Source organism: bacterium, from assembly GCA_035559435.1.
Lineage (GTDB): Bacteria > Zixibacteria > MSB-5A5 > WJJR01 > WJJR01 > JACQFV01.
This window is the reverse complement of record DATMBC010000077.1, coordinates 14,920-40,886: the sequence shown is the minus strand read 5'-3', so window position 1 is coordinate 40,886 and position 25,967 is coordinate 14,920. Positions and strand designations below refer to the sequence as shown.

Genomic DNA, 25,967 nt, shown 5'->3' with positions numbered 1-25,967 from the left:
GGTTGTCACAATCTGCCCGATTCTTCCGGCTTGAGCCGCCGATGATAGACCAATCGCCGCGTGCATTCAACCCGCAAATCGAAAGCGCGCACAGGGCAAAAACGCCGAAGGCGGGTCACAGGACCCGCCTTCGGCGACAGCCCGGTGTTCGGGCGAACTAATCGATCTTCTTTTTCACCGCGATCTTGAGGGTTTGCTTGAACCCGCCTTCGCCCCCCGCCTCGACGTAGCAGAAGTAGACGCCATCGGCGACTTCATCACCGTCCTCCGATTTGCCGTCCCAGATGAGCACGGTGTTACCGGCGCTGACGGCACCGAAGTCGTGAACGAGGCGCCCGCCCAGATCATAGATGGCCGCGGTGGTCTTGCCGGTGGCCGGTTTGGCCAGGGTCAGCGTGACCGAGCCGTTGGCCGCCGGGCTGAAGGGATTCGGGTTGACGCTGACACCGCCGCTGCCGACGCTGAGGGTAACCTGGATGCGCACGAGGGGCAGCAGTGGATCGGAGGTGGTGATGGCCAGTGTGTCGCGATAGACGCCGGCGGTACGGTCGCCGACGCTGGGACGCACGGTCAACTGGACATCCTCGCCGGCGGCGATTTCGCCGACGCTGGGATCGACGATGGCAAAAGCGGGCACTTCCAAAACTCCGAAGGTCACGGACTGGTCGGTGTTGTTGGTGATCGTCACCGTCTGGGGATTGGGGTCGGGCCCGCCGACCGGCGCGCTGAATTGCAGAACGACCGGCGAGACCGAGACGGTGCCGGCGCTGTAGCCATCCTTGGCCGCCTGAGCGGAGGCCAGAAGCGCCTGCTCGCTGGTGGCGCCGATGACGGCAAAGGCCACACGCACCGCGGAATCGGCGGGAATGGTGAACGGACCGGCGGCGATCAGATGCGAGCCATCGCCCTCAGCCGGCGGCACTGTCTGGCCAAATCCACCCGACATGGCCAGCCATTTGTCGTTCTCCGAGAGGCCGTCGAAGTCGAATATCTCGGTCAGGTTGTCGAAGTAGTGGTATGAGGATGTCCCGGTCGGACTGATGACACACAGGCCGCGGAAACGGTTTTCATCGCGGTGGCGCATCCATCCCAGTCCCAGTTGCGCGTTGAAGCCGCCGCCGTCGCGGGTGGCCACCGTCTGTCCGCTGAAGGGGAAATCCCAGTCAAAATACAGGCCGGCGCGGAGGTTGTTGAGCGTCTGCCCGGACCGGTTCCAGATCGTGTACTCGCACACGATGTAGTCGTCTTCATCCGGATTGTCGGATGCCCAGGTGCGCTGCTCGACGAACACGCCGATCGGGTTTTCGGCGTAGGCATCGGAGAACCCGGCACGGGTTTCCTCCGCATATGTTTCGCCGGGCTCGCTGACCGCTACGCGTCCGCCCGGATCGACCATGAAGTCGATGTCCGGTGAGCCGGAGGAGTTGCGGACCGCGTCGGAGACTTTGGTGGGGCCGGTGGCAACGAGGAATCCGCCCTCAAACAACGACTGGGTCGCATCGCCGCCGTAGAGGAATCCAACGCCGTAGTCGGTTTCGCCCTTCCGCGGATTGAGATTGTCGGCCTGCAGACCGAAGCCGCCGAACGAGGAGATGGTCATCTGCACGTTGCCGGCGTCGTGCGTGTAGAGATCCAGCGCCCGCACCGGTCCGGTCTGGATGGCGGCCTGATAGGTCCGCGCATAACCGCCGGCGGCGGTGATGTTGACGGTGATGGGCAGACGTTCGCCCGAGACGACATCGGCCAGCGACACGGTCACATCGAACGGATCGTCGTGGTTGGCGGCGGTGTCGCCGGCATTCGGCATGTTGGCGAAGGCGGCGGCGCGATCCTGGATGGTCAGGCGCGAATCGTTGCTGGTGATCGTCACATTGACGCCGGTGGCGGCGGCGCCGGCATTCTTCAGCCGCAGGACGACCTGCGCGCTCTGTCCGGCGGCGGGACGAATGTAGTAGTCCTTCTGCACCGAGATGTTCGGTTGCGCGTTGGCCGGCAAGGCGCGCAACGCGGCGGCGATGTCCAGCAGCCCGTTGCCGTAGGAATTGTCCGGACCGGCCGGTCCGAGATCCTTGGCGCCGGCCAACAGCGCCTGCTTGATCTGCTCGGCGGTGGCATTGGGATTGTATTCACGCAACAGCGCGACCGCGCCGGCGACCAGCGGCGTGGAGAATGAAGTTCCATAAGCGGCGGTGTTGGAGAAATTGCCGCCGGGTGTGGTGCTGCGCAGCGAGACGCCCGGGGCAACCAGCTCCGGCTTGATCGTCGAGTTGTCGCAATCGGACGGCCCCTTCGAGGAGAGCGGGTCGACGGGCGGGTTGATGATGTCGGTGCGCGAGTCCACCATGCCGACGGAGAACGAGTTTGTCGATGAGGTGTTGCGGTTTCCGGGATTGCGGATGGTCGAGGCGCCGCACGATCCCTCGTTGCCGGCGGCGAAGACCATGACCGGGCCCGCCGCCTCGATGTTGTCGATGGCGTTCCAGAAGATGTTGGAGCACCCGATGCCGGTGGGCACGCAGCCATCGCCGGGGTCCTTGGTGAAGGCGCCCCAGGGATTGGCCACGGCATCGGGAACATCATCGGTGGTCAGGGGATTGCCGTCGGGGTCGGCCAGCCATTGCATCGCCTCGAAGAGGTTGCCGCAGCCGATGTTGATGTTGGTCGGGCAGGGGATGTCGATGGCCGCCGCGGAAATCCACTGACAATCGGGGCAAACGCCGATCGTGTCGTTGATCTGCGAGATGACGCCCACCAGCAACCCCATTACCAGCGTCCCATGCGTGAGGCCGGAACCGGAATAGACACGCGGCTTCGGGTCGTTGTAGACCGGATCGAACCAGCTTTCACGCACACTGTAGCCGTTGTTGCCGCGCCATTTGGACGCGAGCACAAAGTGGTCGCCGTCGACGCCGGTGTCCATCGACGCGATCAGCCGCCCCGACCCGGTGTAACCCATGGCCCAGACCGAGTCGGCCTTGATCGCCCGCAACCCATGGGTGACCGATTGATTGTCGGTGACATCGGTGGCGTCGGCCGGCACGGGAGTGACGAGCCGAACAAGCGGCATTTCCACCACTTCCTCGATGTCGGGTCGTTGCGCCAGTTCGGCGATTGCCGAAGCGGTCATGCGGGCGGTAATGACGTTGTCAATCCAGAATCCCTGCGCGTCGTAGACGCGTCCGTCGAACTCGGGCGCGTTCATCGCGCGCAGGATCGCCGGCTGGACCGCGTCGGCGGTGGCGCGCAGGGCGTTGACCGCGGCGGCGTGTTGTTCGGCCAACGTGGCATACTGCGAGGCGACCTGCTTTTTCAGCGCCGCGCCCGAAAGCGTCCCGACGGGCCGGATGACGACCTGGATTAATTCGTCGGCGCCGGCGGCGTTCATGCGCGCCTGCAGGCCCGGATCGATCTGTCCGGCGCACGCCGATGCGGCCGGCCACAGCGCGGCCAGCGCCCCCAGTGCCAGTGTCCAGCGAACGATCGTGCGATTGAACATTGTTGGTCTCCCCATGAAGGCGTGCGTCTTCGGTGTCCCCCCCGCGCCCGGGTTCACCCCAGCGGCGGAGCGATCATGATCATCTTATCGGCGGAATGCGCCGGTCTCTTGCGACGGCATTTGGTGTGATGATTCTTGTCCGGGATCCCACATCGGCGTGTGGCGGCATCCTGCTCGTTGCTTGCTGACGCGCCTGTGAGGCAGGCGCCGGCTCTCCGTGGCCGAGCCGCTAACATACCCTCCAACACGCCGCCATCCAAGCGGTTCCAGCGAATTCGCGGACGGGGGCGTCCGTTTTTGGGCTGTTGTCGACCGGGCTGGGACGCTATGATAGCGGTCCTTGCCAACCCGCGATGCCTGGTGATGGCTATCACTCCGCTAACGTCCGACCCTGGAGGGAACTGTGCCACCGAAACGCCCCCGTCGACGGTTGATCGACGATCTGGATATCACGCGGCTTCATTTTGTCCGCTCGCCCGCCCTGTCTCCCGATGAAGAGACCGTGGTCTTCGTCGTTGAGACAGTGCGCGAGGACAAAAAGAAGTATCACACCCATCTGTGGCGGTGTCGCGCCGACGGCTCCGATCTGCGCCAATTGACGTTCGGCGAGCGCAATGACACCGCGCCGGTGTTTTCGCCGGATGGCCGCTGGCTGGTCTTCACCGCCAAGCGCGGCGATCTGCCCGGACTGCACATCATGCCGACCGACGGCGGCGAGGCGCGTTCGCTGGTGGAGAAGGATGGCTCCTTCGGTTCGGTGCAGTTCACGCCGGATGGGAAGACGATTGTCTGCACATTCCGCGCCAGCGATCCGCCGCAGACACTGGACGGCAAGCCGAAGCCCGAGGCGGCCGCTGGGGACAAGACGCCGCCCAAGAAGGAAGCGCCGATCTATCGGCACATCACCCGGCTGTGGTACCGCTACGACGGCGAGGGCTTCCTGCCGGAGGACCGCTGGCATGTCTGGGCCTTCGATGTGGCCACCGGCAAGGGGACGCAACTGACCAAGGGGAAGTACGACGAACTCTGCCCGACGATCTCGCCCGACGGGAAGTGGGTGGCCTATGTGACGAACGTGCGTCCCGATCCCGACCATGACCCGATGCGTCAGGATCTGTTTGTGGTGTCCATCCGGGGCGGCAAGCCGCGCCGCGTGCCGACTCCCGAGGGGCCGGTCGATCTGCCGTCGTTTTCGCCCGACGGCACGAAGATCGCCTACTATGGCCACACCGATCCGGACGGCCCTTGGGGCGTGACTCCGTCGCATCTGTGGGTGGTGGGAGTCAACGGACGTCCGGCCGCGCGCGATGTCACCCCGAAGTATGACCGCGAGATGTACGACATGACCATCGCCGACACCGGCGAGGGATTCAACGCCATCCGTCCGCATTGGTCGGCCGACGGGCGCTCGTTTACGCACCTGATCAGCGACACCGGCGCGACCCTGATCGGTCGTGTCGCGATCCGCGACGGCCGTCCGACGCCGATCATCCGCGGCCAGTACCATGTGCAGAACGTCGCCTTCGGCCGCCAGGGCAAACGCGCCGCGGCCTTGGTCTCAACGCCGACGGCGCCGGGCGAAATCGCCATCATCGATTTGACGAAAAAGACCGCCACGCCGCGGTTCATCACGCGGATGAACGGCGACTGGCTGCGTTCGGTGCAGGTGAGCCGTCCGCAGGAGGTCTGGTTCCCATCGACGAACAAGGTCAGGGTGCAGGGGTGGATGCTCAAGCCGCCGGGGTTCAGTCCAAGACGCCGCTATCCGGCGATTGTCCAGGTCCATGGCGGGCCGCGCACGCAGTACGGCTACTCGTTCTTCCATGAATTCCAGATGCTGGCGGCCAGGGGATATGTGGTCTTCTACACCAATCCGCGCGGCTCGCAGGGGCGCGGCGCCGATTGGTCGGCCGCGATCGTCAACGGCTGGGGCACGGTCGACTACGAGGATGTCATGGCCGGCGCCGACTGGCTGGTCAAGCAATCCTACATCGACCCCAAACGGCTGGGCGTGACCGGCGGCTCCTACGGCGGTTACATGACCAACTGGATTGTCGGCCACACCAACCGCTTCCGCGCCGCGGTGACCGGACGCTCGGTCGTCGAGTTGAAATCGTTTTTCGGGACCACCGATGTCGGCTGGGACTTCAATCGCGAGTTCGGCGGGTACCCCTGGCAGAACGAGAAGGGATACGAATGGATGTCGCCCTTGACCTACGCCAAGAACATCCGCACGCCGCTTCTGATCATCCACAACGAGTTCGACATGCGCTGCAGCATCGAGCAGGCCGAGCAGTTGTTCACGCGGCTGAAGGTGCTGCGCAAGACCGTTGAGTTTGTGCGCTTCCCCGAGGAGCCGCATGGCCTGTCGCGACATGGCCGTCCCGACCGCCGGGTGGCGCGTTTGCGGCACATCGCCCGCTGGTTCGATAAGTACCTGAAGGGACGCTGAGGATGGCGTTCATTTCGCTGCGCGACGCCGACGGACTGGCCTGGCATCAGGCCAGTCTGCTGGCGCGCGCCATTGAACTCACCGGCGCCGGGGGGCTGGCCGGCATCCTTCGCTTCCATGGGATGGGGCGTCAGTGCGACGCCACCGCCGCCGAGGGAATGTGGAGCTTCCGTCGTGAGGGGTTTCTCTGGCGCCATGCCGGCATCGTGGCCATGCCGGGAGACAAGCCGGTCGGACGGGTCAGTTCGGGGATTGCGCGCTCCCGGTTGACGTTGGTCGACGGCACCGTCTACGACTTCAACCGTCTGGGATTCTGGAGCGGCGAGCGGGCCTTCGTCACCGCGTCGGAGTTTGCCATCGTGCGCTTCCAGCCCCGGCGGCTCACCTTTCGCCCTGCCGGCGAGATTGTCATTGCGCGTGAGTACTCGGCCCTGCCTGAATTGCCGCTGCTCACCCTTCTGGGCGTCTTCCTGACGGTGATGGAACAACGGCGCGCGCGCTCGTAGCCGGGCCTCACGCCTTGCGCGCGTAGAATTGCGCGCGGCGGTATTTCCCCCCCGAACGCACCATCATCTTTTCCATGATGAACTCGCGGCGCAGGGTGCAGACATCGTCGTGGAACCGTCGCAACACCTCGTTGACTTCCGCCTCGGTGTAGACCTTGACCGGATCAAATTCGGCCAGAAGCCGTTCGAGGACGTAGACACGCTTCTTGCGCTGGGCGGGGATTTCCACCAAACGGCCATCCTTGAAAAACGAGCGTTCCACCTTGGCGCGTTCGTCGAGACGGTTCTGATTGGAGCGGGACTCAAGCCAGGCAGCCAGCTGCCGATCGGAGATGCGCCAATCCTTGCCGATCTTGTAGCCGGGGATCTCGCCGGTCTGCAGTTTGCGGACCACCACCTGCTGATTGAGCTTGAGTTTATCGGCCACCTCGGCCGAGGTGAAGAAGACGGTATCGCTGACGCTGGTTGGCAACTGGGTCACGCTGGCATCCTCCCTCGGCCAATATACGTCAAAATACAGAAAAGTATAACAAAATACAGCAAGACAGCCATGAAGAAAGTAACACCTTCGAAGACAATAAGATAAGTCTCGACGCAGTTTGGCTGTGCCGTCGGATGATGTGTGGTTACCTTCGCGGCCTTATGACGCCGATAGACCTCGCACTTCTAATGGGGGGCGCTTTTGTCGCGGGTGTGATCTCGGCGGTGGCGGGGTTCGGTGGTGGAATACTCTATCTGCCGTTGGTGGTTGCGTTGGTGGGGCCGCGTGATGCGGTGCCGCTGGTGACCTTCGGGCTGGTCTTCTCCAATCTGACCCGGGTTTCGATTCACTGGAAAAGCATCGTCTGGCCGCTGGCGGCGCGCTACATCATCGGCGCCATCCCCGGTGCGGCGGCGGGGGCGGTGGTCTTTGTCAAGCTGCCGGCCGACTGGATCACCAAAGGGATCGGCGCCTTCCTGATCGCCTCGGTTGTCTTCCTGTTGGCGCAGAAGGAAGAGCGTCCGCCGCTCACCCGCTGGGGGATCTTCTATCCGTTGGGAGCGATGGTCGGGTTCTTCTCGAACATGCTGGGAGTGGTCGGGCCGATGGCGGTGCCGTTTTTCCTGGCCACTGGCATCCGCAAGGAGGCCTTTGTCGGTACCATGGCGATCGGCGCGCTTCTGATGCACATCACCGGCGTGACCACCTGGACGTTCTTCGACATCGTCACCAGAGCCACGGTGATCTATGGCCTGCTGATGGGAGCGCTGATGATCGTGGGCACCTATGCCGGCACCGCGATGCTGAAGCGAATTAATGCAAAGGTGTTCATGTATGCGGTCGAGGCGATGCTGGTGGTGATCGGGGTGTTGTTTCTGACGAAGTGAGGGCGCGCGGCTGGAACCGTCTGTCCGGAAGGAGTATACTTCTCCCATGCCCAAACTCCTGACCATCGACATCGGCAACACCACCGCCCATGTGGGCGGCTTCGACGGCGACCGGCTGGTCTTCTCCTTCCGATTCGCCTCGACCCACACCCGCACTCCCGATGAGGCGGCGCTGCTGCTCAAGCAGGTGTTGGCCGATGCCGGGATCGCGGCGGGGCAGTTGGACGGGGCGGTCATTTGTTCGGTGGTGCCGGTGCTGACGCCGGTGGTGGCCGCGGCGGTCGAGAAGATTGCCGGCAAGACGCCGCTCCTGGTGACCCACCGCTCCCGTCTGCATGTCCGTCTCGATGTCCATACTCCCGAGCAGGTCGGCGCCGACCGTATCGCCAACGCCGAGGGGTTCTGGGTCGAGCATCGTTGCGCCGGTATCGTGGTCGATTTCGGCACCGCGACCACCTTCGATGTGATCTCGGCCGATGGCGCCTATCAGGGGGGCGCGATTGCCCCCGGGATCGAGACCTCGGCGGAACGGCTCTCACTGAAAGGGGCGCAGTTGTTTAAGGTGGCCCTGGCCGAGCCGGCGTCCCCGATCGGCAAGAACACGGAAGAGGCGTTGCGATCCGGTCTATACTATGGAGCGATTGGCGCGGTCGATGAGACAGTGCGCCGGATCGCCACCGCAATGGGGGGCACACCCAAGGTGATTGCCACGGGGGGACTGGCGCCGCTGATCGCTCAGGGCTCCAAAACCATCAAGGCAATTGACGAGGTCTTGACGCTGAAGGGGCTGCTCTCGATCTTCCGGTCAAGTAACTGATTGCCACACAAAGAATTGTCGTTTTTGGCCCAATAGAGTCAATTCTTCCGGCATTCCGCACGAAAAATTTGCATCCGAAGACCGCACTTGCGTATAATCGGTCGTCGATTGTTAGCACTCACTGGCGTCGAGTGCTAATACCGTCGGCACCCATTGGCTTTACGAAGTGGAGAATCTGTCTAACGTCATCACCAACAAATAAATGGCAGGCCCATCACTAACGGTGACGGTGGGCCAAACGCAGGGAGGAAGAAGCAATGTCGATCAATGTCAAGCCGCTTGCCGACCGTGTGGTCATCAAGGCACTCGACGTCGAGAAGGAAGTCAAGAAGGGCGGGATCATTATCCCCGACACCGCCAAGGAGAAGCCACAGGAGGGCGAAGTGGTGGAAGTGGGCCCCGGCCGCAAGAACGAAGACGGGAAACTGATTCCCCTGGAGGTGAAGAAGGGCGACCGGGTCCTCTACGGGAAGTACTCCGGCACCGAGGTCACCATCGACGACCAGGAGTATCTGATCATGCGCGAGGCCGATATCCTCGCGGTGGTCGCCAACGGCAAGCACTAAGCACGACAAGGGTCCTGACTCACAGCAGAGAGCGCTGCGAATCAGAAAGACGAATCGAGCGTCGGGCGGGCTTGGCCCGCGGACAGTTGCGCGAATCGGCAACGACGAAGCAAACAGATAAACGGAGGAAATGGTCCTATGCCCAAGATGTTGGAATTCTCCGGCGCTGCCCGTGAGAAGATGCGCCGTGGGGTCGACATTCTGGCCAACACGGTGAAGGTGACCCTTGGTCCCAAGGGTCGCAATGTGGTCATCGACAAGAAGTTTGGCGCGCCGACCGTCACCAAGGACGGCGTCACGGTCGCCAAGGAAATCGAACTGGAAGACCATTTTGAGAACATGGGCGCGCAGATGGTGAAGGAAGTCGCCTCGAAGACGTCGGACGTGGCCGGCGACGGAACCACCACCGCGACTGTGCTCGCCCAGGCGATCTACCGCGAGGGTCTGAAGAACGTGACCGCCGGCGCCAACCCGATGGCGTTGCAGCGCGGCGTGCAGAAGGCCGTCGCCGCCGTGGTCGAAGAACTCAAGAAGCTCAAGATCGATGTGCCGTCGAAGAAGGAATACGCCCAGGTGGCGACCATCTCGGCCAACAACGACCACACCATCGGCGACCTGATCGCCGAGGCGATGGACAAAGTCGGCAAGGACGGCGTGATCACCGTCGAGGAAGCCAAATCCACCGAGACGACCCTCGAGCTGGTCGAGGGCATGCAGTTTGACCGCGGTTACATCTCGCCCTACTTCGTCACCGACCCCGAGGCGATGGAAGCCGTTCTCGATGATCCGGTCATCCTCATTCACGACAAGAAGATCTCGACCATGAAGGACCTGCTCCCGCTGTTGGAGAAGGTCGCCCAGTTGGGCAAGCCGCTTCTGGTCATCGCCGAGGATGTCGAAGGCGAAGCGTTGGCGACCCTGGTGGTCAACAAGCTGCGCGGCACGCTGAAAGTCTGTGCGGTCAAGGCCCCGGGCTTCGGCGATCGCCGCAAGGCGATGCTGGAAGACATCGCGGTCCTGACCGGCGGCCAGGTCATCTCCGAGGAGATGGGCTTCAAACTTGAGAACACCGTGATCTCGCATCTCGGCAAGGCCAAGCGCGTAGTGGTCGACAAGGACAACACGACGATCGTTGAGGGCGCCGGCAAGACCGATGAGATCAAGGGCCGCATCAAGCAGATCCGCAAGCAGATCGAGGAGACCACCTCGGACTACGACAAGGAGAAGCTGCAGGAGCGCCTGGCCAAGCTGGCCGGGGGTGTGGCGGTGATCAACGTCGGCGCGGCCACCGAAGTCGAAATGAAGGAGAAGAAGGCCCGTGTCGAGGATGCGTTGCATGCCACCCGCGCGGCGGCCGAGGAAGGCATCGTGCCCGGCGGCGGCGTGGCCTACCTGCGCTGCCTCAAGGCGCTCGACAAGGTCGTGACCAACGGCGCCGGCGAGGACGAGAAGATCGGCGTCAACATCATCCGCAAGGCGCTCGAGGAGCCGATCCGCATGATCGCCGAGAACGCCGGTTTCGAGGGCTCGATTGTCGTCAACAAGGTCAAGACGGAAAACGGCAGCATGGGCTTCAACGCGCAGACCGGCGTCTACGAAGACATGATGAAGGCCGGCGTGATCGACCCGACCAAGGTGACCCGCATCGCGCTGGAGAACGCGGCGTCGATCGCCTCGCTGCTTCTGACCACCGAGGCCATGATCACCGACAAGCCGGAGAAGAAGGCCCCGATGCCCGGCGGCCCCGGCGGCGGCATGGGCGGCATGGGCGGCGGCGACTACGATTTCTAAGCCGCAACTTAGGCCAAGTTGTTGACTGTCAATAAGGGGCGGGTCATGCGACCCGCCCCTTGTCTTATCAATCCGCCTCCACCTATCGCATTTCTTTGATATTCAAAGAGATGGCACACGAAATCCTCCTTGAGTTGTCCAGGCGACTTGCCACAATCCGGACTCCCTGTGGGGGAAATCCCACATTCCGCTTGCCGTAATACCGGGCCAACTTGCATATTGGCATCAGGTAAGAAAGGTCTCGATTGAGGCCTGCCCCTCACCTGACGGAGTACGCGGCGACCCTCACTCGTCGTCGCATAAGACAAATGAAGAGATAGGCTTTCGGATTACGGCATTGCCGTGTCGGCCGTGAAAGCCATGGTAGGATCGATAACCTACAAGCGGTGGTTGGTCACCTGTGCAGTGACCGTGGCGGTTCTTTGCGCCGTCGGCGAAGTCCATGCCCAGAACGGCTGGGGACTTCCCTGGGGGCACATGATCCCCACCGAGGTTGATCGCGATGCGCTCGCCTTTGATCCGAGCGCGGGGGCCTCTGTCGTCTTTGACCGCGGTCTGATCACGGTCGGCCCTGGATTTCGGTTTACGTTCGAACGGCACCGCAGGGTTCAAATTTTCCGCACCGACGCCTATCGTTTCGCCAACGTCGAAATCCCCTACCACTCCTCCGAACAGCTCGAGTTCGTCGAAGCGCACACGCTGACCAAGGACGGCCAGAAGGTGCCGGTTACGCCCTCCGCGATGCACGAGGCGCGCACCGGCGAATGGCGCAAGATGGTCTTCGCGTTTCCCGATGTGCAGCCCGGTTGCGTGGTCGAATACCGCTATAAGGTGCGGTCGCACAACTTTTACTACCTGCGGCCATGGGTATTCCAAAGCGAGATTCCCACCGAGCGCTCCGAGTTGTCGGTGAAGCTGCCGGAGAACTTCGAGTACGCCGCGGTCGTCAACAACTCCGACTTCGTGACCGGTCCCGACACGGTGGAGATCGCCTCGGTCAGCCACGAGGCGGGCAAGATTCGGCTGTTTACCTGGCGGGCGCAGAGTCTGCCGCCGCTCACACCCGAGCCATACATGGCTTCGATTCTCAACCACCGGGTCCTGCTTGACTTCCAAATCGTGCGTTACCGGGACGGCAACAACGTCCGGGAGTTCGTGGACTCGTGGGAGGACGTGGCCGATCAGGTGCGCAAGGTCTACTCGCCGCTTCTGCGCACCGATGAGTCCTGGCCGCTGTGGGGCACTATCTCCGGTGATCTGCGTCCCGCCGATCTCAAGCGGCACAAGCGCGAATTGGCGCGACGCCTCTACGGCTTCGTGCGCGATTCGATCGCGCTCTCCGGTGTGGCGGTGTCGGTCTATGATTCCGATCTGAAGCCGGCGCGTGTGGTGTTGCAGCAGCGCCGGGGCAATCCGCTCGAAAAAAACCTGCTGTTCGTTGCGCTTCTGCGTCACCATGGCATCGACGCCTGGCCGGTGCTGATATCGCGCCGCAGCCATTACCGCTTTGACCGCCGCGACCATCGTCTCGAGCAGTTCGACCACGCCATCGTCGCCGTCGATCTGGGCGACGAGGAGATCTATTGCGAGACCGGCGCGCCGAACGCCTGGATGGGCTATCTCCCGCCCGATGACCAGGTCGATGCCGGCGTCGTCATCGGCCGCGAGGATATCCGCGACGTTGTGATCGATCTGCCGGCGCCGCCGGTGGACCGTGACGTGATGTCCGATGGTTCCGCCGAGATTCTGCCCGATGGCACGGCGCGCGGCAATCTGACGCTCTGGCTGGGCGGGCAGGCGGCGTATGAGCTGCTCTGCGCTCTGGCCGATCAGGACACCGCCGGCTACCTGCACGAGAACTGGATGCCCGGGTTGCGGACCGAGCGGGTGGCGGTCGAACGTGACAGCGAGAACGACTGGGCGCCGATCAAGATGTCGGTCGACTTTGTCTGGCCGGGCGCCGCTGACGTCGACGGCGACCGCATCCTGCTGCGGCCCGCGCTCATCCACGCGTTGGAGTCCAATCCCTTCCTGACGTCGCACCGGCGTTACCCGATTTCCTTCGACACGCCCTGGAGCGAGGATTGCCGCATGGTCTGGCGCATCCCGACAGGGTTCCGTTTGGGCGACCTGCCGATGGGCCGCGAGGTGTTGGGCGACGGGTATGAATTCCGTTCGTCGGTGGTGGCGCAGGACAACGCCATCATCGCCACCCGGTTCTGGCGGGTGGCGCAGCGCGATTTCGGCGTGCCGCGCTTCGAGGAAATGCGCGAGTTGTTCAACACGGTGAAGCTCGCCCAGCATGGCCCGTTGATGCTCTACCGCGATTAGCCCGGTTCGTGGTTCCTCCTTCTGTGTGACACAAGCAAGGGGCCGTTGTTCGGCCCCTTGTTTCGTTGTGCGACCCCGCCTGGGTTGCGTTGTATCATAGGCATACGATGCGACCCTTGCCGACTGCGCTTCCCTGGATTCTGACCGCCGTCGTCGGCGCGCTCTGCGCGACCCCGGCGCGGGCGCAGGAGGGCATCGAGTCGGCCGCCGCCGTTTACGAACTGGACGAGCGCCAGGTCGACTGGTCGCCGGTCAAGGGCCTGACGGTCGAGCAGCATCGCATCATCCGGGTCCACCGCGCGGCCGGCATCGAGGCGGGGCGCATCCGTATCTGGGACACCTTCTTTCAGAAACTGAAGTCGTTTACCGGCGAAGTGCGCGACACGACCGGCCGTGTCCTGTTCACGGTCGGCCTGCCGGATGTGCGCGCGGTGGCCCCCTTCAGCGAGTTCCGCCTGTTTTCCGGTGACATCGTGCGCGCCGTTGACCTGGTGGCGGCGGCAACGCCGTTTGTGGTGGAGGCGCGCTGGACGGTGGAAATCGACAACGCGTTCTTCTGGCCCGACTGGACCTTCGAGGATTCCTGGCCGCGGCGGATGGCCAGCTACGAGGTGCATGCGCCGCCCGATCGGCAGGTGCGTTGGCGCGAAGCCGCTCCCGGTCTTTCACGCGAACAGCGCAAAGAGGCGCGTCGCGACATCACGCGCTGGAGTCTGGCCGATTGGACCCCGCCCGACACCGATCTGGCGGTGTTGGGCGCCTATCCACTGCTGCATGTGACCGCGGAGGAATTCAAAATCGGCCGTCTGAAGGGACGCACCGATTCGTGGGACGCGCTCGGCCGCTGGTATTGGGCCCTGGCCAAGGGACAGATGCGTCTGCGCGACGATCAGGAATACCAGATCGAACGCCACATCCGCGAGAAGGTCGGCGACCGGGCGCGCGCCGCCGCATTGAAGGACTGGATCTCCGATCAGTGGCGGTATGTCGCCATCGAGATCGGGCTGGGCGGCTGGCGTCCCAATCGCGCCAGCGACGTCTTCGACAATCGCTACGGTGACTGCAAGGACGCGGTCTTCCTTTGGATCGCGATGATGCGTTCCATCGGCCTGGATGCCTGGCCGGCATTGGTGCGCGCGCGCAACCCGTTGCCGATCGATCCCGATTTCCCCAAGGACTGGTTCGACCATGTGATCGCGATGACCGTGATCAACGGCGACACGTTGTGGGCGGATCTGTCGGACTCGCGCTACCCGCTGGGAACGTTGCCGCGGCCATGCGAATCGCGCTGGGCGCTGGTGGTGGGGGAGTTCGGCGGACAGCTTTTGCGCACGCCCGACCGTGGCGCGGATGACAACCGTCTGACGACACGTCTGGAGGGGACGCTCTCGCTGAATGGCGACTTGGCATTCACCGCGGGCGTGTTCGCGCGCGGGCATTTCGCGCGGCTGTTGCCGCTGCAGGGACGGCTGAATCCGCAGACGGCCGCCGCGGTGATTCTCGGCGTCTCGCCCACCGCGGGCGAGGCCTGGCTGGATTCAATTTCGGTGGTCTCCGGCGACGCCATCTATGCGCATCTGCATGGTGTGATTCGCGGTTGGGCGCTGGCCGGCACGCGGCAGATCGTCGTGCATCCGCGCGTATCCGGCTGGGCCGCCGCCGATACGATCGGCGGACGCCCCGATCCGGCGCGCGTCGATTTCGCGCAGGATGTCCAGGATACGTTGCTGGTCCGCTGGCCGGAGGGGTGGGCGATGGAATTCTGGCCCGAGCCGCCGCCGCGGCAGTTCGAGCACGGGTCTCTCACCGAAGAGCGCACATTGGACGGATCCGAGTTTATGCTGGTTCGCCATCTTCGGTGGGATTCGCCCGGACGCGACATCGCCGAGCGGCGGATGTCGCTGCGGCTGCGCGAGGCCTACCGTCAGGCGGGCGGCGCCGAATGGGTGTTGCGGCGCCTCCAACCGCGCGGGCAGTGACGCCCGGATTCACCCGTGGTGAAATTGTCAAAATCTGCGCCGACGACCCACGCGATAATCCCACAACTACAGTCTCCTTTGAAAAGCCGATTTGCGGATGCGTATGTTGACTTCGCGGTATGTCAACGACGGGTCCCCATCCGGCGATTTCCTGCTTCCACTGCGGTCTGTCGTGCGCGGAGGATGCGCCGGCCATCGATGAGAAGCGGTTCTGTTGCGAAGGTTGCCGCACGGTGTACCGGCTGCTGCAGGATGCGCGGCTGGGTTCCTACTACGCGCGCGATGCGGCGCCCGGAGCGCGACCGACGCTGACCGATCGGAGCCGATTCGCCTACCTGGATCTACCCGAGACCGTCGCCGCGCTGTTGGAATATCAGGATGAGCGGCAGGCGCGCGTCACGCTTTCGGTGCCGGGCATCCACTGCGCCTCGTGTGTCTGGCTGCTGGAGAATCTGTATCGCCTCGATGCGGGGATCGTGCGCTCGACCGCCAACCTGGCGACGCGACACCTGACGATCCTGTTCGATCACCGCCGCATCACGCTGCGGGGCGTGGTTGAGCTGTTGGCGCGCATCGGCTATGAACCCGATATCCGACTGGCGGCGCTCGGGCAGAAGGCGGGGCGGTCGCCGGCGTGGAAACTCTACGCCAGGCTGGGCGTGGCGGGATTTGGCTTCGCCAATGTGATGCTGTTCAGTCTGCCGGAGTACTTCTCTGCCGGACAGATCAGCGAGGGTGGCCTGTCGACGACCTTTCGGTTCGCCAGTCTGGTCCTGGCGATTCCGGTGCTTTTGTATGCGGCGCAGGATTATTTCCGCTCGGCATGGGCGAGTCTGCGTCAACGCATGATCAATCTCGATGTGCCGCTTGCGTTGGGGATCGGGATGCTGTTTGCGCGCAGCGCCTTTGATGTGCTTTTCGACGTCGGTCCCGGCTACTTCGACTCGCTCACCGGCTTGGTTTTCTTTCTCCTGGCCGGGCGGGTCTTTCAGCAGAAAACCTTCGCGCATCTGTCGTTTGACCGGGACTATCGGTCGTACTTTCCGATCTCCTGCCTGCGTCGCGATGGCGCCTGTGATACGACCGTGTCGATCGCGGGGCTGCGCAGTGGCGACCGGATTGTGGTGCGCCATCAGGAATTGATTCCGGCCGACTCGATTCTCGTGTTCGGCGAGGCGCACATCGATTACAGCTTCGTCACCGGCGAATCGGTTCCGCGCCAGGTCGCGGCCGGGCAACGCGTGTATGCCGGCGGACGGCAGACCGGCGGGGCGATCGAGTTGGAGGTCATCCGTCCGGTGGCGCAGAGCAATCTGGTTTCGCTGTGGAGTTCGGACCAATTCGTGCAGGCGCGCGCCGGCGCGCGGCGCTCCATCGCCGATCGGATCGGTCAATACTTCACCTTCGCCGTTCTCCTGATCGCCGCGGGCACGGCGGCGGCGTGGGCGATGATCGATCCGGACCGCCTGCCGCACGCGGTCACATCGGTGTTGGTGGTCGCCTGTCCGTGCGCGTTGGCGCTGGCGCGGCCGTTTGTCTTCGGCACGGCCGTGCGGATCTGGGGCGACCAGCGTTTGTTTGTGCGCGCGGCGGACGTGGTCGAGGCGATGGCCGAGGTCGACGAGATCATCTTCGACAAGACCGGAACACTCACCCAGGCACAGGGGCAGCGAGTTGCCTACGAGGGCGAAGCACTGACCGACAAGGAGCGCGAATTGGTGGCGGCGGTGGCGCGTCAATCGACGCATCCGCTCAGCCGTCGCGTGGCGGCGACCGCCGCGGTCGGCGCGCTCACGCCGGTCACGCATTTTGAAGAAGTGCCCGGACACGGAATCAGCGGCGAAGTCGACGGCCACACGGTGCGTCTTGGCACGCGCGACTGGGCATCTTTTGGCAATGCGATGCGCGAGGGACGTGAAGCCAATTCTGACGCAAGTGGTCAGGTTGTGCATGTCGGTTTTGACCACCGACGGCGCGGCGTGTATGTTTTCTCGGCCGCCTATCGCGAAGGACTCGATGGCGTCCTTGCGGAGTTGCGCGGGCGGTATCAATTGGCGGTGTTGACCGGCGATACGCGCGCCGAGGACGAGCGGTTGCGGGCTCTGTTCGGCGACGAGGTGGCCCTGCGCAGCCATCAATCGCCGCACGACAAGTTGGACTATGTCACCGTGCGGCAGCAGGCGGGGCATCAGGTGATGATGGTGGGGGACGGGCTCAACGACGCGGGCGCGCTGCGCGCGGCGCGTGTGGGGATCGCGGTCAGCGAGGACAGCGCTGCCTTCGCTCCGGCCAGCGACGGCGTGCTTGAGGCCGGCGCACTGATGCGCCTGCCGCGGTTCCTGCGGATGGCCCAGCGGGCGCGCGGCGTCGTCTATCTGAGCTTTGTCGTGTCGCTGGTCTACAACGTGATCGGACTGTCGTTCGCTGCCAGCGGACATCTGTCGCCGCTGGTGTCGGCGATCCTGATGCCGGTCAGCTCGGTCACGGTGGTGATGTTGGCCACGGTGGCCACACGCTGGGTGGCCCGGCGGGAAGGATTGGCTTAGTCGATGAGCGTGGTCATTCTGCTGCTTTTTGCCTCGGTGTTGGTGGCCGCCGGCTTTCTGGTGGCGTTTCTGTGGGCGGTGCGCCGGGGGCAGTACGATGATCTGACCACGCCGTCGGTTCGCATTCTCTTCGACGACACGCACACACACCAGGCCGCGCAGGAGCCGCCGCGGCCCACAGGGGAGTCGTAAGCAATGGCCGTCGACAGGATCGCCTACGACAACAGGATTGCGCGGGATTTCGGCCTGGCCACGATCGTCTGGGGCGCGGTCGGCCTGCTGGCGGGGCTGATCGCCGCGGTCCAGCTGTACTGGCCGGTGCTCAATCTCAACCTGCCGTATCTGACGTTTTCGCGGCTGCGCCCGGTGCACACCAACGCGGTCATCTTCGCGTTTGTCGGCAACGCCATCTTCATGTCGGTCTACTATTCGCTGCAGCGTCTTTGCAAGGCGCGCATGTACAGCGACCTGCTGAGCCGACTGCACTTCTGGGGCTGGCAACTGGTCATCGTGCTGGCGGCGGCCACGCTGCTTGCCGGGTTCACCACCAGCAAGGAATACGCCGAGCTGGAATGGCCGATCGATCTGCTCATCGCCGTGGTGTGGGTGATCTTCGGCGTCAACATGTTCGGGACGATCCTGCGGCGGCGCGAGGAGCATATGTACGTGGCGATCTGGTTTTACATCGCCACCTGGGTCACCGTCACGCTGCTGCATGTGGTGAACTCCTTCGAGCTGCCGGTCACGTTGTGGAAGAGCTACTCGGTTTTTGCCGGCGTGCAGGACGCGCTGGTGCAGTGGTGGTACGGGCACAACGCGGTGGCTTTCTTCCTGACGACGCCCTTCCTGGGCATGATGTATTACTTCCTGCCCAAGGCGGCGGACCGTCCGGTGTTCTCGTACCGCTTGTCGATCGTGCATTTCTGGTCGCTGATCTTTCTCTACATCTGGGCGGGTCCGCATCATCTGCTCTATTCGGCTCTGCCCGACTGGGCGCAGTCGCTCGGCACGGTCTTTTCGATCATGTTGTTGGCGCCGTCGTGGGGTGGCATGCTCAACGGCCTGTTGACGCTGCGCGGGGCGTGGGACAAGGTGCGCGAGAGCGCGGTGCTGAAGTTCATGGTGGTGGCGGTGACCGCCTATGGCATGGCCACGTTCGAGGGACCGCTGTTGTCAATCAAGAACGTCAATGCGCTTTCGCACTTCACCGACTGGACCGTGGCGCATGTCCACGTCGGCGCGCTGGGGTGGAACGGATTTCTCACCTTTGGCATTCTCTACTGGATCATCCCGCGACTGTTCCGTACCACCCTCTACTCGGAGAAACTGGCCAACCTGCACTTCTGGATCGGTTTTCTGGGGATTGTGATCTACGCGCTGCCGCTGTACTTCGCCGGCGTCACGCAGGGGTTGATGTGGAAGGAGTTCACGCCCGAGGGCGTGCTGCGCTACCCGAACTTCCTGGAGACGGTGCTGCAGATTGTCCCGATGTACATCATCCGCTCGATCGGCGGCGCGCTCTTCTTGACCGGATTTGTCCTCATGATCTACAACCTGGCGCGCACGATGCGCGCCGGGTCCTGCGCGGCCGACGAGCATGTCGAGGTGCCGGCGCGCGCCGCCGGGCACGCGGTCCCCGGACGGCTCTCGCACCGCTGGCTGGAGGGCAAACCGGTGCCGTTTCTGCTTCTGGCGACGGTGGCGGTGGCCATTGGCGGTATCGTGGAAATTGTGCCGTCGCTGGTGATCAAGTCGAACGTGCCCACGATCGCGGCGGTGCGTCCCTACACGCCGCTGGAACTGCAGGGCCGCGACCTCTACATCCGCGAGGGGTGCAACAACTGCCATTCACAATTGATACGGCCGTTCCGTTCGGAGACCGAGCGCTACGGCGAATACTCGAAGGCCGGCGAGTATGTCTACGAGCATCCCTTCCTGTGGGGCTCGAAACGTACCGGTCCGGACCTGATGCGCGAGGGCGGGAAGTACCCCGACGCCTGGCACTATCATCATATGATGGATCCGCGCGCGATGTCGCCGGGTTCGATCATGCCGCGGTATTCGTGGCTGGCCGAAGATGCGCTCGACACCTCAACCACCGCCGCCAAGATCGCGGCAATGCGATCGCTGGGCGTGCCGTATGCGCCCGGCTATGAAGATTCGGCCAATGTCGTGCTGACGGCGCAGGCCGCAAGAGTCTCCGTCGGACTCAAGGAAGCCGGAGTGGACTGCGCGCCCGACCGTGAGATGATCGCGCTCATCGCCTATCTGCAGCGACTGGGGACCGACATCAAGGTGACACCGGCGGGCGGCGCGTCGGCACAAAGGTAGGGACCATGCTCAAGGGACTCATGGATCAGGTGGGGGGGGGCGACGGGTTCGGACTGGTCGCGCTGTTGGTCCTGTTGGCCGCCTTTGTCGCCATCATCATCTGGACCTACCGCATCGACCGGCGCCATGTCGAGCGCATGAGCCGCATGCCGCTGGAGCCCGATTCCTGCGGCAACACCGTGGACGGGAGCGACCGATGACCGAGACCACCGAGCGCATGCTCGACCACGATGCCGATGGCATCCGCGAACTGGACAACGATCTCCCGCGCTGGTGGGTGTGGCTGTTCATTATCACCATCGCCTGGGCGGTGCTGTACTTCCTCTATTACCATGTCTTCGGCATCGGCTACCTGAGCCGTGATGAGTACCTGCGCGAGCTGGACCCGGCGTATGTGCGGGTCCAGACCCGTGATGACCGGTTCCTCGGTGTCCTGCCGCGCTACCACTCCGTCTACTTCGCGCCGGAGCGTGATGTGTTGGCCGGCGCGCTGGCCCGTCCGAAGGCCGCGGCGTTTGTGGAGATGTCGCGAGAGAAAGACACGGCCCGGTATGTGGCGCTGACCGACCCGGCGGCGATCGCGTCGGGGCAGAAACTGTATCAGGCCAAGTGCGCCTCCTGCCATGGACGTTTCGGCGAGGGCGGCATCGGGCCCAATCTCACCGATGATTACTGGCTGCATGGCGCCGGCATCTCCAATGTTTACAAGACGATCAAGTACGGCGTCCCTGCCAAGGGGATGCTGGCGTGGTGGATGGACTTGCAGCCGGACCAGTTGCAGCAGGTCGCCAGTTACGTTTTAACCCTCCATGGCAGCAACCCGCCGAACGCCAAGGCGCCGCAGGGGGATTTGGTCACGCCGTGACGCCGTGAGTATTGAACACACCGACGGCTCCTTCCGCGATTCGCTTGCCACCATCGACAAACGCGGCAACCGCCTCTGGGTCTACCCGACCAAACCCTCCGGGCGGTTGCATCGCCAGCGGGTGGCGGTGGCGCTGGCGTTGCTGGCATTTCTGTTCGCCGCGCCGTGGATCCGGGTGAATGGCAATCCACTCCTGCTTTTCGACATCGTCCACCGGCAGTTTTTCATCTTCGGCCTCATCTTCTGGCCGCAGGACATCTACCTGTTTGTGCTGGCCACGATCGCGCTGGCGGTCTTCGTCATCCTGTTTACCGCGGCGTTCGGACGGCTGTTCTGCGGGTGGATCTGTCCCCAGACGGTGTTCATGGAGATGGTGTTCCGTAAGCTCGAATATTGGATCGACGGCGACGGGCCGCGGCAGCGTCGGTTGGCCAATGCGCCGTGGACGGCGGCCAAGATTGCGCGGCGCGCGCTCAAGCTCGGCATCTTCTTTGCGATCTCGTTTCTGATCGGCAACACTTTCCTTGCGTACTTCATCGGCGCCGACGCCCTTCTGGACATCGTCACCTCGCCACCGACCGAGCATCTGACCGGGTTTGCGTTCATGCTGCTCTTCTCGCTGGTTTTCTTCGGGGTGTTCGCGTGGTTTCGCGAGCAGGCCTGCACGCTGGTCTGCCCGTATGGGCGGTTGCAGTCGGTGCTGCTCGACGCTAATTCGATCGTGGTGGCCTATGACTTCCGCCGCGGCGAACCGCGGGCGCCGTTTTCCAGCAAGGACAGCCGCGACGGCAAGGGGGACTGTATCGTCTGCGGCGCGTGCGTGCGCGTCTGCCCGACCGGGATCGATATTCGCAACGGCACGCAACTGGAGTGTGTCAATTGCGCCGCCTGCATCGACGCCTGCGACGACATCATGGCCGGCGTCAATCTGCCGCCCGGGTTGATTCGCTATGCCTCCCATGAGGGCATCGCCACGGGGAACCGTTTGCGATTCACCCCGCGCATGAAGCTGTATTCGGCCATCCTGACCATCCTGGTCGCCACCCTCGTCACGCTGCTGGCGACCCGTTCCAGCGTCGAGGCCACCGTCTTGCGCACGGCAGGATCGTTGATCGAGGAACTCCCGGATGGCACCATCCGCAACCTGTACACGATCAAGGTCACCAATAAGACCGCGCGCGATCTGCCGATCGAGCTGCGGCTGCAAAGCCCCGCGGGAGAACTGGCGCTCTTGGGCCCGCCGCTGGAAGCGCCGCCACAGGGGCAGGATGAATCGGTGTTCGCGATTCAGATTCCCGGGAGCCGGGTGCCGGCGGGCAATGCGCTGGTGACGATCGGGGTGTTTTCGAACAACGAGGAGATCGCGACGGTGCGGACCTCGTTTGCCGGGCCGTCGCCGCGGGGGAGACAATGAGCGCGCCGTCCGGAAAAAGCCGCTGGGGCGCGGGCATGTGGGCGCTGTTCGGCGGGTTTGCGCTCTTTGTCCTGGCCCTGGTGGTGGTGGCCGCCATGCACGAGGTCGATCTGGTCGAATCGGATTACTATGAGCGCGGGCTGGCCTATCAGGAGCGCATCGACGCAATCGCGCGCGCGGCCGACCCCGCGCGTCAGCCGACATTCCGCTATGTCGCCGAGGGGAACACGGTGACCCTCTGTTTTCCTGACGGCACGCCGCGTCCGTTGGCCGGATCGATGCTCTTCTTCCGGCCGTCGAGTTCGTTGCGCGACTTCCGCGTGCCGTTCGCGCTGGATTCCAACGCCTGCCTGGATATTGTTGATTCGCGTCTGGAACGGGGATACTGGAAACTCAAATGTGAATGGCAGGATGCCGGCGGCGCGCATTACGCCGAACATGCGCTGTACATTCCATAGGTGAACGATGAGCATTGAGTGGATGAGCGCCGCCTTCCTGGTCGGTGTCCTCGGCAGTCTGCACTGCATCGGCATGTGCGGGCCAATTGCGCTCGCGTTGCCCGCGGGGGGCGGCTCACGCGGGCGGGTGCTGATTGGCCGGCTGGTCTACAACGCCGGGCGGGTCACCACCTACATGCTTCTGGGCGCGGCGGTGGGGACGATCGGCCGGGCGATGGCGCTGGCCGGTTGGCAGCAGGCGGTATCGATTGTGGCCGGTGCGGGGATTCTCGTGGCCGTGTTGGTGCCGCGCCGGTGGGTGCGCGCGATTCTGCCGGAGACGGCGACCGGCGGGTTCGTGACGCGGCTCGGCGGCCTGTGGCGGCGGCTCTTTGCCCATGGCTCGCTGACTGCGATGCTGTCGATCGGCCTGCTCAACGGTTTCTTGCCGTGCGGATTCCTCTACATGGCGCTGGGCGCATCGGCGGTCAGCGGCTCGCCCTGGCAGGCGGCGGCCTACATGGGGGCTTTCGGTCTGGGCACGGTGCCGTCGATTCTGGCGACGTCGCTGTTCGGGCCGTTTTTGGCTCCGAACTTGCGCCGGCGGCTGGTGCGCATTCTGCCGGTGGGGGCCGCGGCGCTCGGACTTCTGCTTCTGCTCCGCGGCCTGTCGCTGGGGATTCCCTACATCAGTCCGAAGGTGCACGCGGCGACGCAGGCGGTCGACAGCTGCTGTCATCCAAAGTGATCAGATTATCCGCGGGCCACGGCGCGCGGAGGGATCACATCGGCGACAATGAGTGCCGGCGCCTCGCCCCCCGACTGTCCATCAGGTCTGTCGCGTCTGTGCCGCGTCCCGTGGGATCACACACCCTTGACCGGTATGCCGCGCTTCATCAACTCCGGAATGAAGACATCCGGATCGACCGCGATCTCCTGCGGCAGGACGCCGCGTTTGGCGATGCGCCCATCACAGGCCATCTGCAGGATGATGGCGGCGGGGAAGGCGGTGGTGCGCATCATCGAAGTAAGATTGTTGGTTGCGTCATAGCGGTCGATGATGTCCACCTGATGAAGTCGCCGCTGGCCGTTTTCGACTCCCTCGAACTGCACGCGCACCACGGTCAGGTCGTTCATGCCCAGCGGCACCTTTGCCAGGATGCGATTGGCGGTCAGCCGGCGTGGGATGACCGGATGGCCGTCGATTACGACCGGTTCCGAAGAGAACAAGCCCAGATGCAAAAGCCACTGCATCGCCTTGGCGTGGCCGGGATAGCGCAAGGTCTTGTAGTCGAGGTTCTTCACGCGCTTGGCGTAAGTGGTCGGCAGGGTGGAGGTGCCGCCGGAGGTGTTGAAGGCCTCCAATTGTCCCAGCGGACGGTCGAAGATGACGTCCTCGACGTCACCCAACGGTTCGCCGACCACGATCCGTCCATCGCGTAGCGCGACCGGCGGCTCGACATACTCGTTGATGAGTCCTTCGACCGAGAAGAGGCGCTCGTATTCAAAGGGATACTTCGGCTCGGCGGGCAGCCCGCCGACACGGATTTTCACCGTGTCGGCCCAGGGAAACTTGTTCAGCCCCCAGGCGGTGAAGATCGAGACCATTCCCGGCGCCAATCCGCAATCGGGGATGATGGTAATCCCGGCGGCCTCCGCCTCCCTGGTCATGGCCAGTTCCGCGGCCACGATATCGTTGTTGCCGCCCAGATCAACCATGTGGGTCTTGGTGGCGATGGCGGCCCTGGCGAATTCGATGTTGAAGCCGTAATGGACAGCACAGAAGACTCCGTCGGCGTCCTGCAACAATCTGCGCACCGCGGCGCTGTCCTGAGCGTCAAACCGGGTGGTCGCAACACGCGGATCGGGAAACCGGGCGCGGAAGGCGCGCAGGGCATCGTCGGAGGAATCGGCGACCGTCAACGCCGTCACTTGATCGTTTTTCAGGAAATCGAAGGCGGCGCCGCGGGCCATCAGGCCGGCACCCAGAATCACGAGTTTCATCGGTGTGCTCCTGTCGTCATGGGGGAAGACCGAAGGTAAGCCCGATGGGACGGGGATTCCAGCCGTTGTGGCGTGATGCGCGGGGGTCACACAGCTCTTTGACGCCCGCGCGGCGGGCCGATGATCGCAGAAAACGGTCGATTTTTTTCGGGTGCCATTTCGATAGAAAGAGTGTTGGGACGTATACAGCGTCATGGAATGGATCAGCCACACCACCACCGGGTTCTTCCTCGGTCAACTTCTGGTCAAGGAGAAGGATCGTCCACGGCGCGCCGGCTGGTGGTGGGCGGCGGCCTCAGTCAGCCCCGACTGGCTGGAATGGGGGACGCGCTGGTTCGGTGACATCCATCGCGGAGTCACGCACTCGCTCTATGTCTGGCCGGTTTTAGCGCTGGGTTGGGCGTGGGCGGCGCGCCGCTGGGGGCGAAACGCCACTGGTGAGGTCGCCGGGCCGATGAAGATGTGGGCGGTGTTCTTCGTGGTGGTGGGTTCACATCTGTTGCTGGATGTTTTCATGGCTTATCGCTGGTATCTACTCTGGCCGTTTTCCGAGGAGAACTGGGCGTGGGGGATCATGCCCTTGTTCGATGTTTACATCTTCGCCGGGTGGCTCGCCCTCTGGCTGCTTTATCGCAAGATGCGGTTGAGTTCGGCAACCACTGCCAAACTGGGGCTGGCGATCTTTTTGGCGATGTTCGTGGCGCGTGGCGCCGGCAAGGTGCGCGCGACCAGGCTGGCGATGGAAAACCCAGCTACGGCCGTGATCGCTGACATCCGCACACGCCCAACTTATTACACCCCATGGCTTTGGCTTGTCCGGGATGGGCGTGGTGACGCCGACTGGACGGTGGTCAATGTCGTAACTGGTGATGTATTAGAAGGTTACACGCGCGGCCATGGATTTCCACCGATCCCCGGGCGTGAGTTGGTCAAGTTGCCGGCTCGCTGAGCGTCGATTTCCGCGTTCTCTGCGCCGGAACTTTTAACGCATTGATAAGTAATATGTTAGCGAAGGAACAACTGCGGTCGCAACGGGTATAGTTATAGGAATCGTCAATCCGTCG

Annotated in this window: 20 protein-coding genes; 17 read left to right on the top strand and 3 right to left on the bottom strand. The window is 63.7% G+C overall.

Features of this window, described 5'->3' with window-relative positions:
- Positions 1–157: 157 nt before the first annotated feature.
- Positions 158–3,496 carry a S8 family serine peptidase gene (locus VNN55_09585; GenBank protein HWO57805.1) on the bottom strand — a complete coding sequence of 1,113 codons (3,339 nt, stop codon included), beginning with the start codon at positions 3,494–3,496 and terminating at the stop codon, positions 158–160.
- Positions 3,497–3,899: 403 nt separating this feature from the next.
- Here VNN55_09585 and VNN55_09580 point away from each other — a divergent pair, with 403 nt between their 5' ends.
- Positions 3,900–5,948, top strand: coding sequence for a S9 family peptidase (locus VNN55_09580; GenBank protein ID HWO57804.1), 2,049 nt, complete (start codon positions 3,900–3,902; stop codon positions 5,946–5,948).
- Positions 5,949–5,950: 2 nt separating this feature from the next.
- Positions 5,951–6,454 carry a hypothetical protein gene (locus VNN55_09575; GenBank protein ID HWO57803.1) on the top strand — a complete coding sequence of 168 codons (504 nt, stop codon included), beginning with the start codon at positions 5,951–5,953 and terminating at the stop codon, positions 6,452–6,454.
- Positions 6,455–6,461: 7 nt separating this feature from the next.
- Here the strand turns inward: VNN55_09575 and VNN55_09570 are convergent, their stop codons facing one another.
- Positions 6,462–6,935, bottom strand: coding sequence for a DUF2087 domain-containing protein (locus VNN55_09570; GenBank protein ID HWO57802.1), 474 nt, complete (start codon positions 6,933–6,935; stop codon positions 6,462–6,464).
- Between the two features lie 188 nt (positions 6,936–7,123).
- On the opposite strand from VNN55_09570, the gene VNN55_09565 reads away from it, so the two are divergent.
- The 14 genes from VNN55_09565 (at position 7,124) to VNN55_09500 (ending at position 23,647) form a co-directional block, all read left to right on the top strand.
- Positions 7,124–7,822, top strand: coding sequence for a sulfite exporter TauE/SafE family protein (locus VNN55_09565; protein ID HWO57801.1), 699 nt, complete (start codon positions 7,124–7,126; stop codon positions 7,820–7,822).
- Positions 7,823–7,868: 46 nt separating this feature from the next.
- A complete protein-coding gene (locus VNN55_09560; protein HWO57800.1) occupies positions 7,869–8,639 on the top strand; it encodes a type III pantothenate kinase in 771 nt (256 codons plus the stop codon).
- 263 nt (positions 8,640–8,902) lie between these two features.
- Entirely contained in the window at positions 8,903–9,205 is a 303-nt protein-coding gene (groES, locus tag VNN55_09555) for a co-chaperone GroES (protein HWO57799.1), read from the top strand.
- Between the two features lie 138 nt (positions 9,206–9,343).
- The gene (groL, locus tag VNN55_09550; GenBank protein ID HWO57798.1) at positions 9,344–10,996 is read left to right on the top strand and encodes a chaperonin GroEL; all 1,653 of its coding nucleotides are present in this window, start codon (positions 9,344–9,346) and stop codon (positions 10,994–10,996) included.
- Positions 10,997–11,356: 360 nt separating this feature from the next.
- Positions 11,357–13,327, top strand: a complete 1,971-nt coding sequence (locus tag VNN55_09545; protein HWO57797.1) for a DUF3857 domain-containing protein — start codon at positions 11,357–11,359, stop codon at positions 13,325–13,327.
- A gap of 116 nt (positions 13,328–13,443) precedes the next feature.
- On the top strand, positions 13,444–15,306 hold the full coding sequence (locus VNN55_09540; GenBank protein HWO57796.1) for a DUF3857 and transglutaminase domain-containing protein: 1,863 nt from the start codon (positions 13,444–13,446) through the stop codon (positions 15,304–15,306).
- A 119-nt stretch (positions 15,307–15,425) separates the two neighbouring features.
- Positions 15,426–17,852, top strand: coding sequence for a heavy metal translocating P-type ATPase metal-binding domain-containing protein (locus VNN55_09535; protein ID HWO57795.1), 2,427 nt, complete (start codon positions 15,426–15,428; stop codon positions 17,850–17,852).
- 3 nt (positions 17,853–17,855) lie between these two features.
- Positions 17,856–18,044, top strand: coding sequence for a cbb3-type cytochrome oxidase assembly protein CcoS (ccoS, locus tag VNN55_09530; GenBank protein HWO57794.1), 189 nt, complete (start codon positions 17,856–17,858; stop codon positions 18,042–18,044).
- A 3-nt stretch (positions 18,045–18,047) separates the two neighbouring features.
- Positions 18,048–20,183 carry a cytochrome-c oxidase, cbb3-type subunit I gene (gene ccoN, locus VNN55_09525; protein HWO57793.1) on the top strand — a complete coding sequence of 712 codons (2,136 nt, stop codon included), beginning with the start codon at positions 18,048–18,050 and terminating at the stop codon, positions 20,181–20,183.
- 5 nt (positions 20,184–20,188) lie between these two features.
- On the top strand, positions 20,189–20,383 hold the full coding sequence (locus tag VNN55_09520) for a hypothetical protein (GenBank protein ID HWO57792.1): 195 nt from the start codon (positions 20,189–20,191) through the stop codon (positions 20,381–20,383).
- Complete coding sequence (locus VNN55_09515; protein HWO57791.1) at positions 20,380–21,048, top strand: cbb3-type cytochrome c oxidase N-terminal domain-containing protein; 669 nt, start codon at positions 20,380–20,382, stop codon at positions 21,046–21,048. The genes VNN55_09520 and VNN55_09515 overlap by 4 nt, the downstream gene beginning before the upstream one ends.
- Before the next feature lie 4 nt (positions 21,049–21,052).
- Positions 21,053–22,462, top strand: coding sequence for a cytochrome c oxidase accessory protein CcoG (gene ccoG / locus VNN55_09510; protein HWO57790.1), 1,410 nt, complete (start codon positions 21,053–21,055; stop codon positions 22,460–22,462).
- Entirely contained in the window at positions 22,459–22,920 is a 462-nt protein-coding gene (locus VNN55_09505; protein HWO57789.1) for a FixH family protein, read from the top strand. Before ccoG ends, VNN55_09505 begins: the two co-directional genes overlap by 4 nt.
- A 7-nt stretch (positions 22,921–22,927) precedes the next feature.
- Positions 22,928–23,647, top strand: a complete 720-nt coding sequence (locus VNN55_09500; protein HWO57788.1) for a sulfite exporter TauE/SafE family protein — start codon at positions 22,928–22,930, stop codon at positions 23,645–23,647.
- A gap of 116 nt (positions 23,648–23,763) precedes the next feature.
- Here the strand turns inward: VNN55_09500 and VNN55_09495 are convergent, their stop codons facing one another.
- Positions 23,764–24,903: a saccharopine dehydrogenase C-terminal domain-containing protein gene (locus VNN55_09495; GenBank protein HWO57787.1), complete on the bottom strand. Its 1,140-nt coding sequence runs from the start codon at positions 24,901–24,903 to the stop codon at positions 23,764–23,766.
- 193 nt (positions 24,904–25,096) lie between these two features.
- Between VNN55_09495 and VNN55_09490 the strand changes: the two genes are divergently transcribed.
- Positions 25,097–25,852 (top strand): metal-dependent hydrolase, encoded by a 756-nt coding sequence (locus VNN55_09490; GenBank protein HWO57786.1) that lies wholly within the window; start codon positions 25,097–25,099, stop codon positions 25,850–25,852.
- The last annotated feature ends 115 nt before the right edge of the window (positions 25,853–25,967 follow it).

Excerpts from the sequence above, each read along its gene's own strand:
- VNN55_09505 (HWO57789.1), top strand. The coding sequence starts at position 22,459 with ATGAGCGCGCCGTCCGGAAAAAGCCGCTGGGGCGCGGGCATGTGGGCG.
- VNN55_09535 (HWO57795.1), top strand. The coding sequence starts at position 15,426 with ATGTCAACGACGGGTCCCCATCCGGCGATTTCCTGCTTCCACTGCGGT.
- ccoS (HWO57794.1), top strand. The coding sequence starts at position 17,856 with ATGAGCGTGGTCATTCTGCTGCTTTTTGCCTCGGTGTTGGTGGCCGCC.
- VNN55_09545 (HWO57797.1), top strand. The coding sequence starts at position 11,357 with ATGGTAGGATCGATAACCTACAAGCGGTGGTTGGTCACCTGTGCAGTG.
- VNN55_09585 (HWO57805.1), bottom strand. The coding sequence starts at position 3,496 with ATGTTCAATCGCACGATCGTTCGCTGGACACTGGCACTGGGGGCGCTG.
- VNN55_09560 (HWO57800.1), top strand. The coding sequence starts at position 7,869 with ATGCCCAAACTCCTGACCATCGACATCGGCAACACCACCGCCCATGTG.
- VNN55_09500 (HWO57788.1), top strand. The coding sequence starts at position 22,928 with ATGAGCATTGAGTGGATGAGCGCCGCCTTCCTGGTCGGTGTCCTCGGC.
- ccoN (HWO57793.1), top strand. The coding sequence starts at position 18,048 with ATGGCCGTCGACAGGATCGCCTACGACAACAGGATTGCGCGGGATTTC.
- VNN55_09520 (HWO57792.1), top strand. The coding sequence starts at position 20,189 with ATGCTCAAGGGACTCATGGATCAGGTGGGGGGGGGCGACGGGTTCGGA.
- VNN55_09565 (HWO57801.1), top strand. The coding sequence starts at position 7,124 with ATGGGGGGCGCTTTTGTCGCGGGTGTGATCTCGGCGGTGGCGGGGTTC.
- VNN55_09495 (HWO57787.1), bottom strand. The coding sequence starts at position 24,903 with ATGAAACTCGTGATTCTGGGTGCCGGCCTGATGGCCCGCGGCGCCGCC.
- VNN55_09515 (HWO57791.1), top strand. The coding sequence starts at position 20,380 with ATGACCGAGACCACCGAGCGCATGCTCGACCACGATGCCGATGGCATC.
- VNN55_09490 (HWO57786.1), top strand. The coding sequence starts at position 25,097 with ATGGAATGGATCAGCCACACCACCACCGGGTTCTTCCTCGGTCAACTT.
- groL (HWO57798.1), top strand. The coding sequence starts at position 9,344 with ATGCCCAAGATGTTGGAATTCTCCGGCGCTGCCCGTGAGAAGATGCGC.
- VNN55_09575 (HWO57803.1), top strand. The coding sequence starts at position 5,951 with ATGGCGTTCATTTCGCTGCGCGACGCCGACGGACTGGCCTGGCATCAG.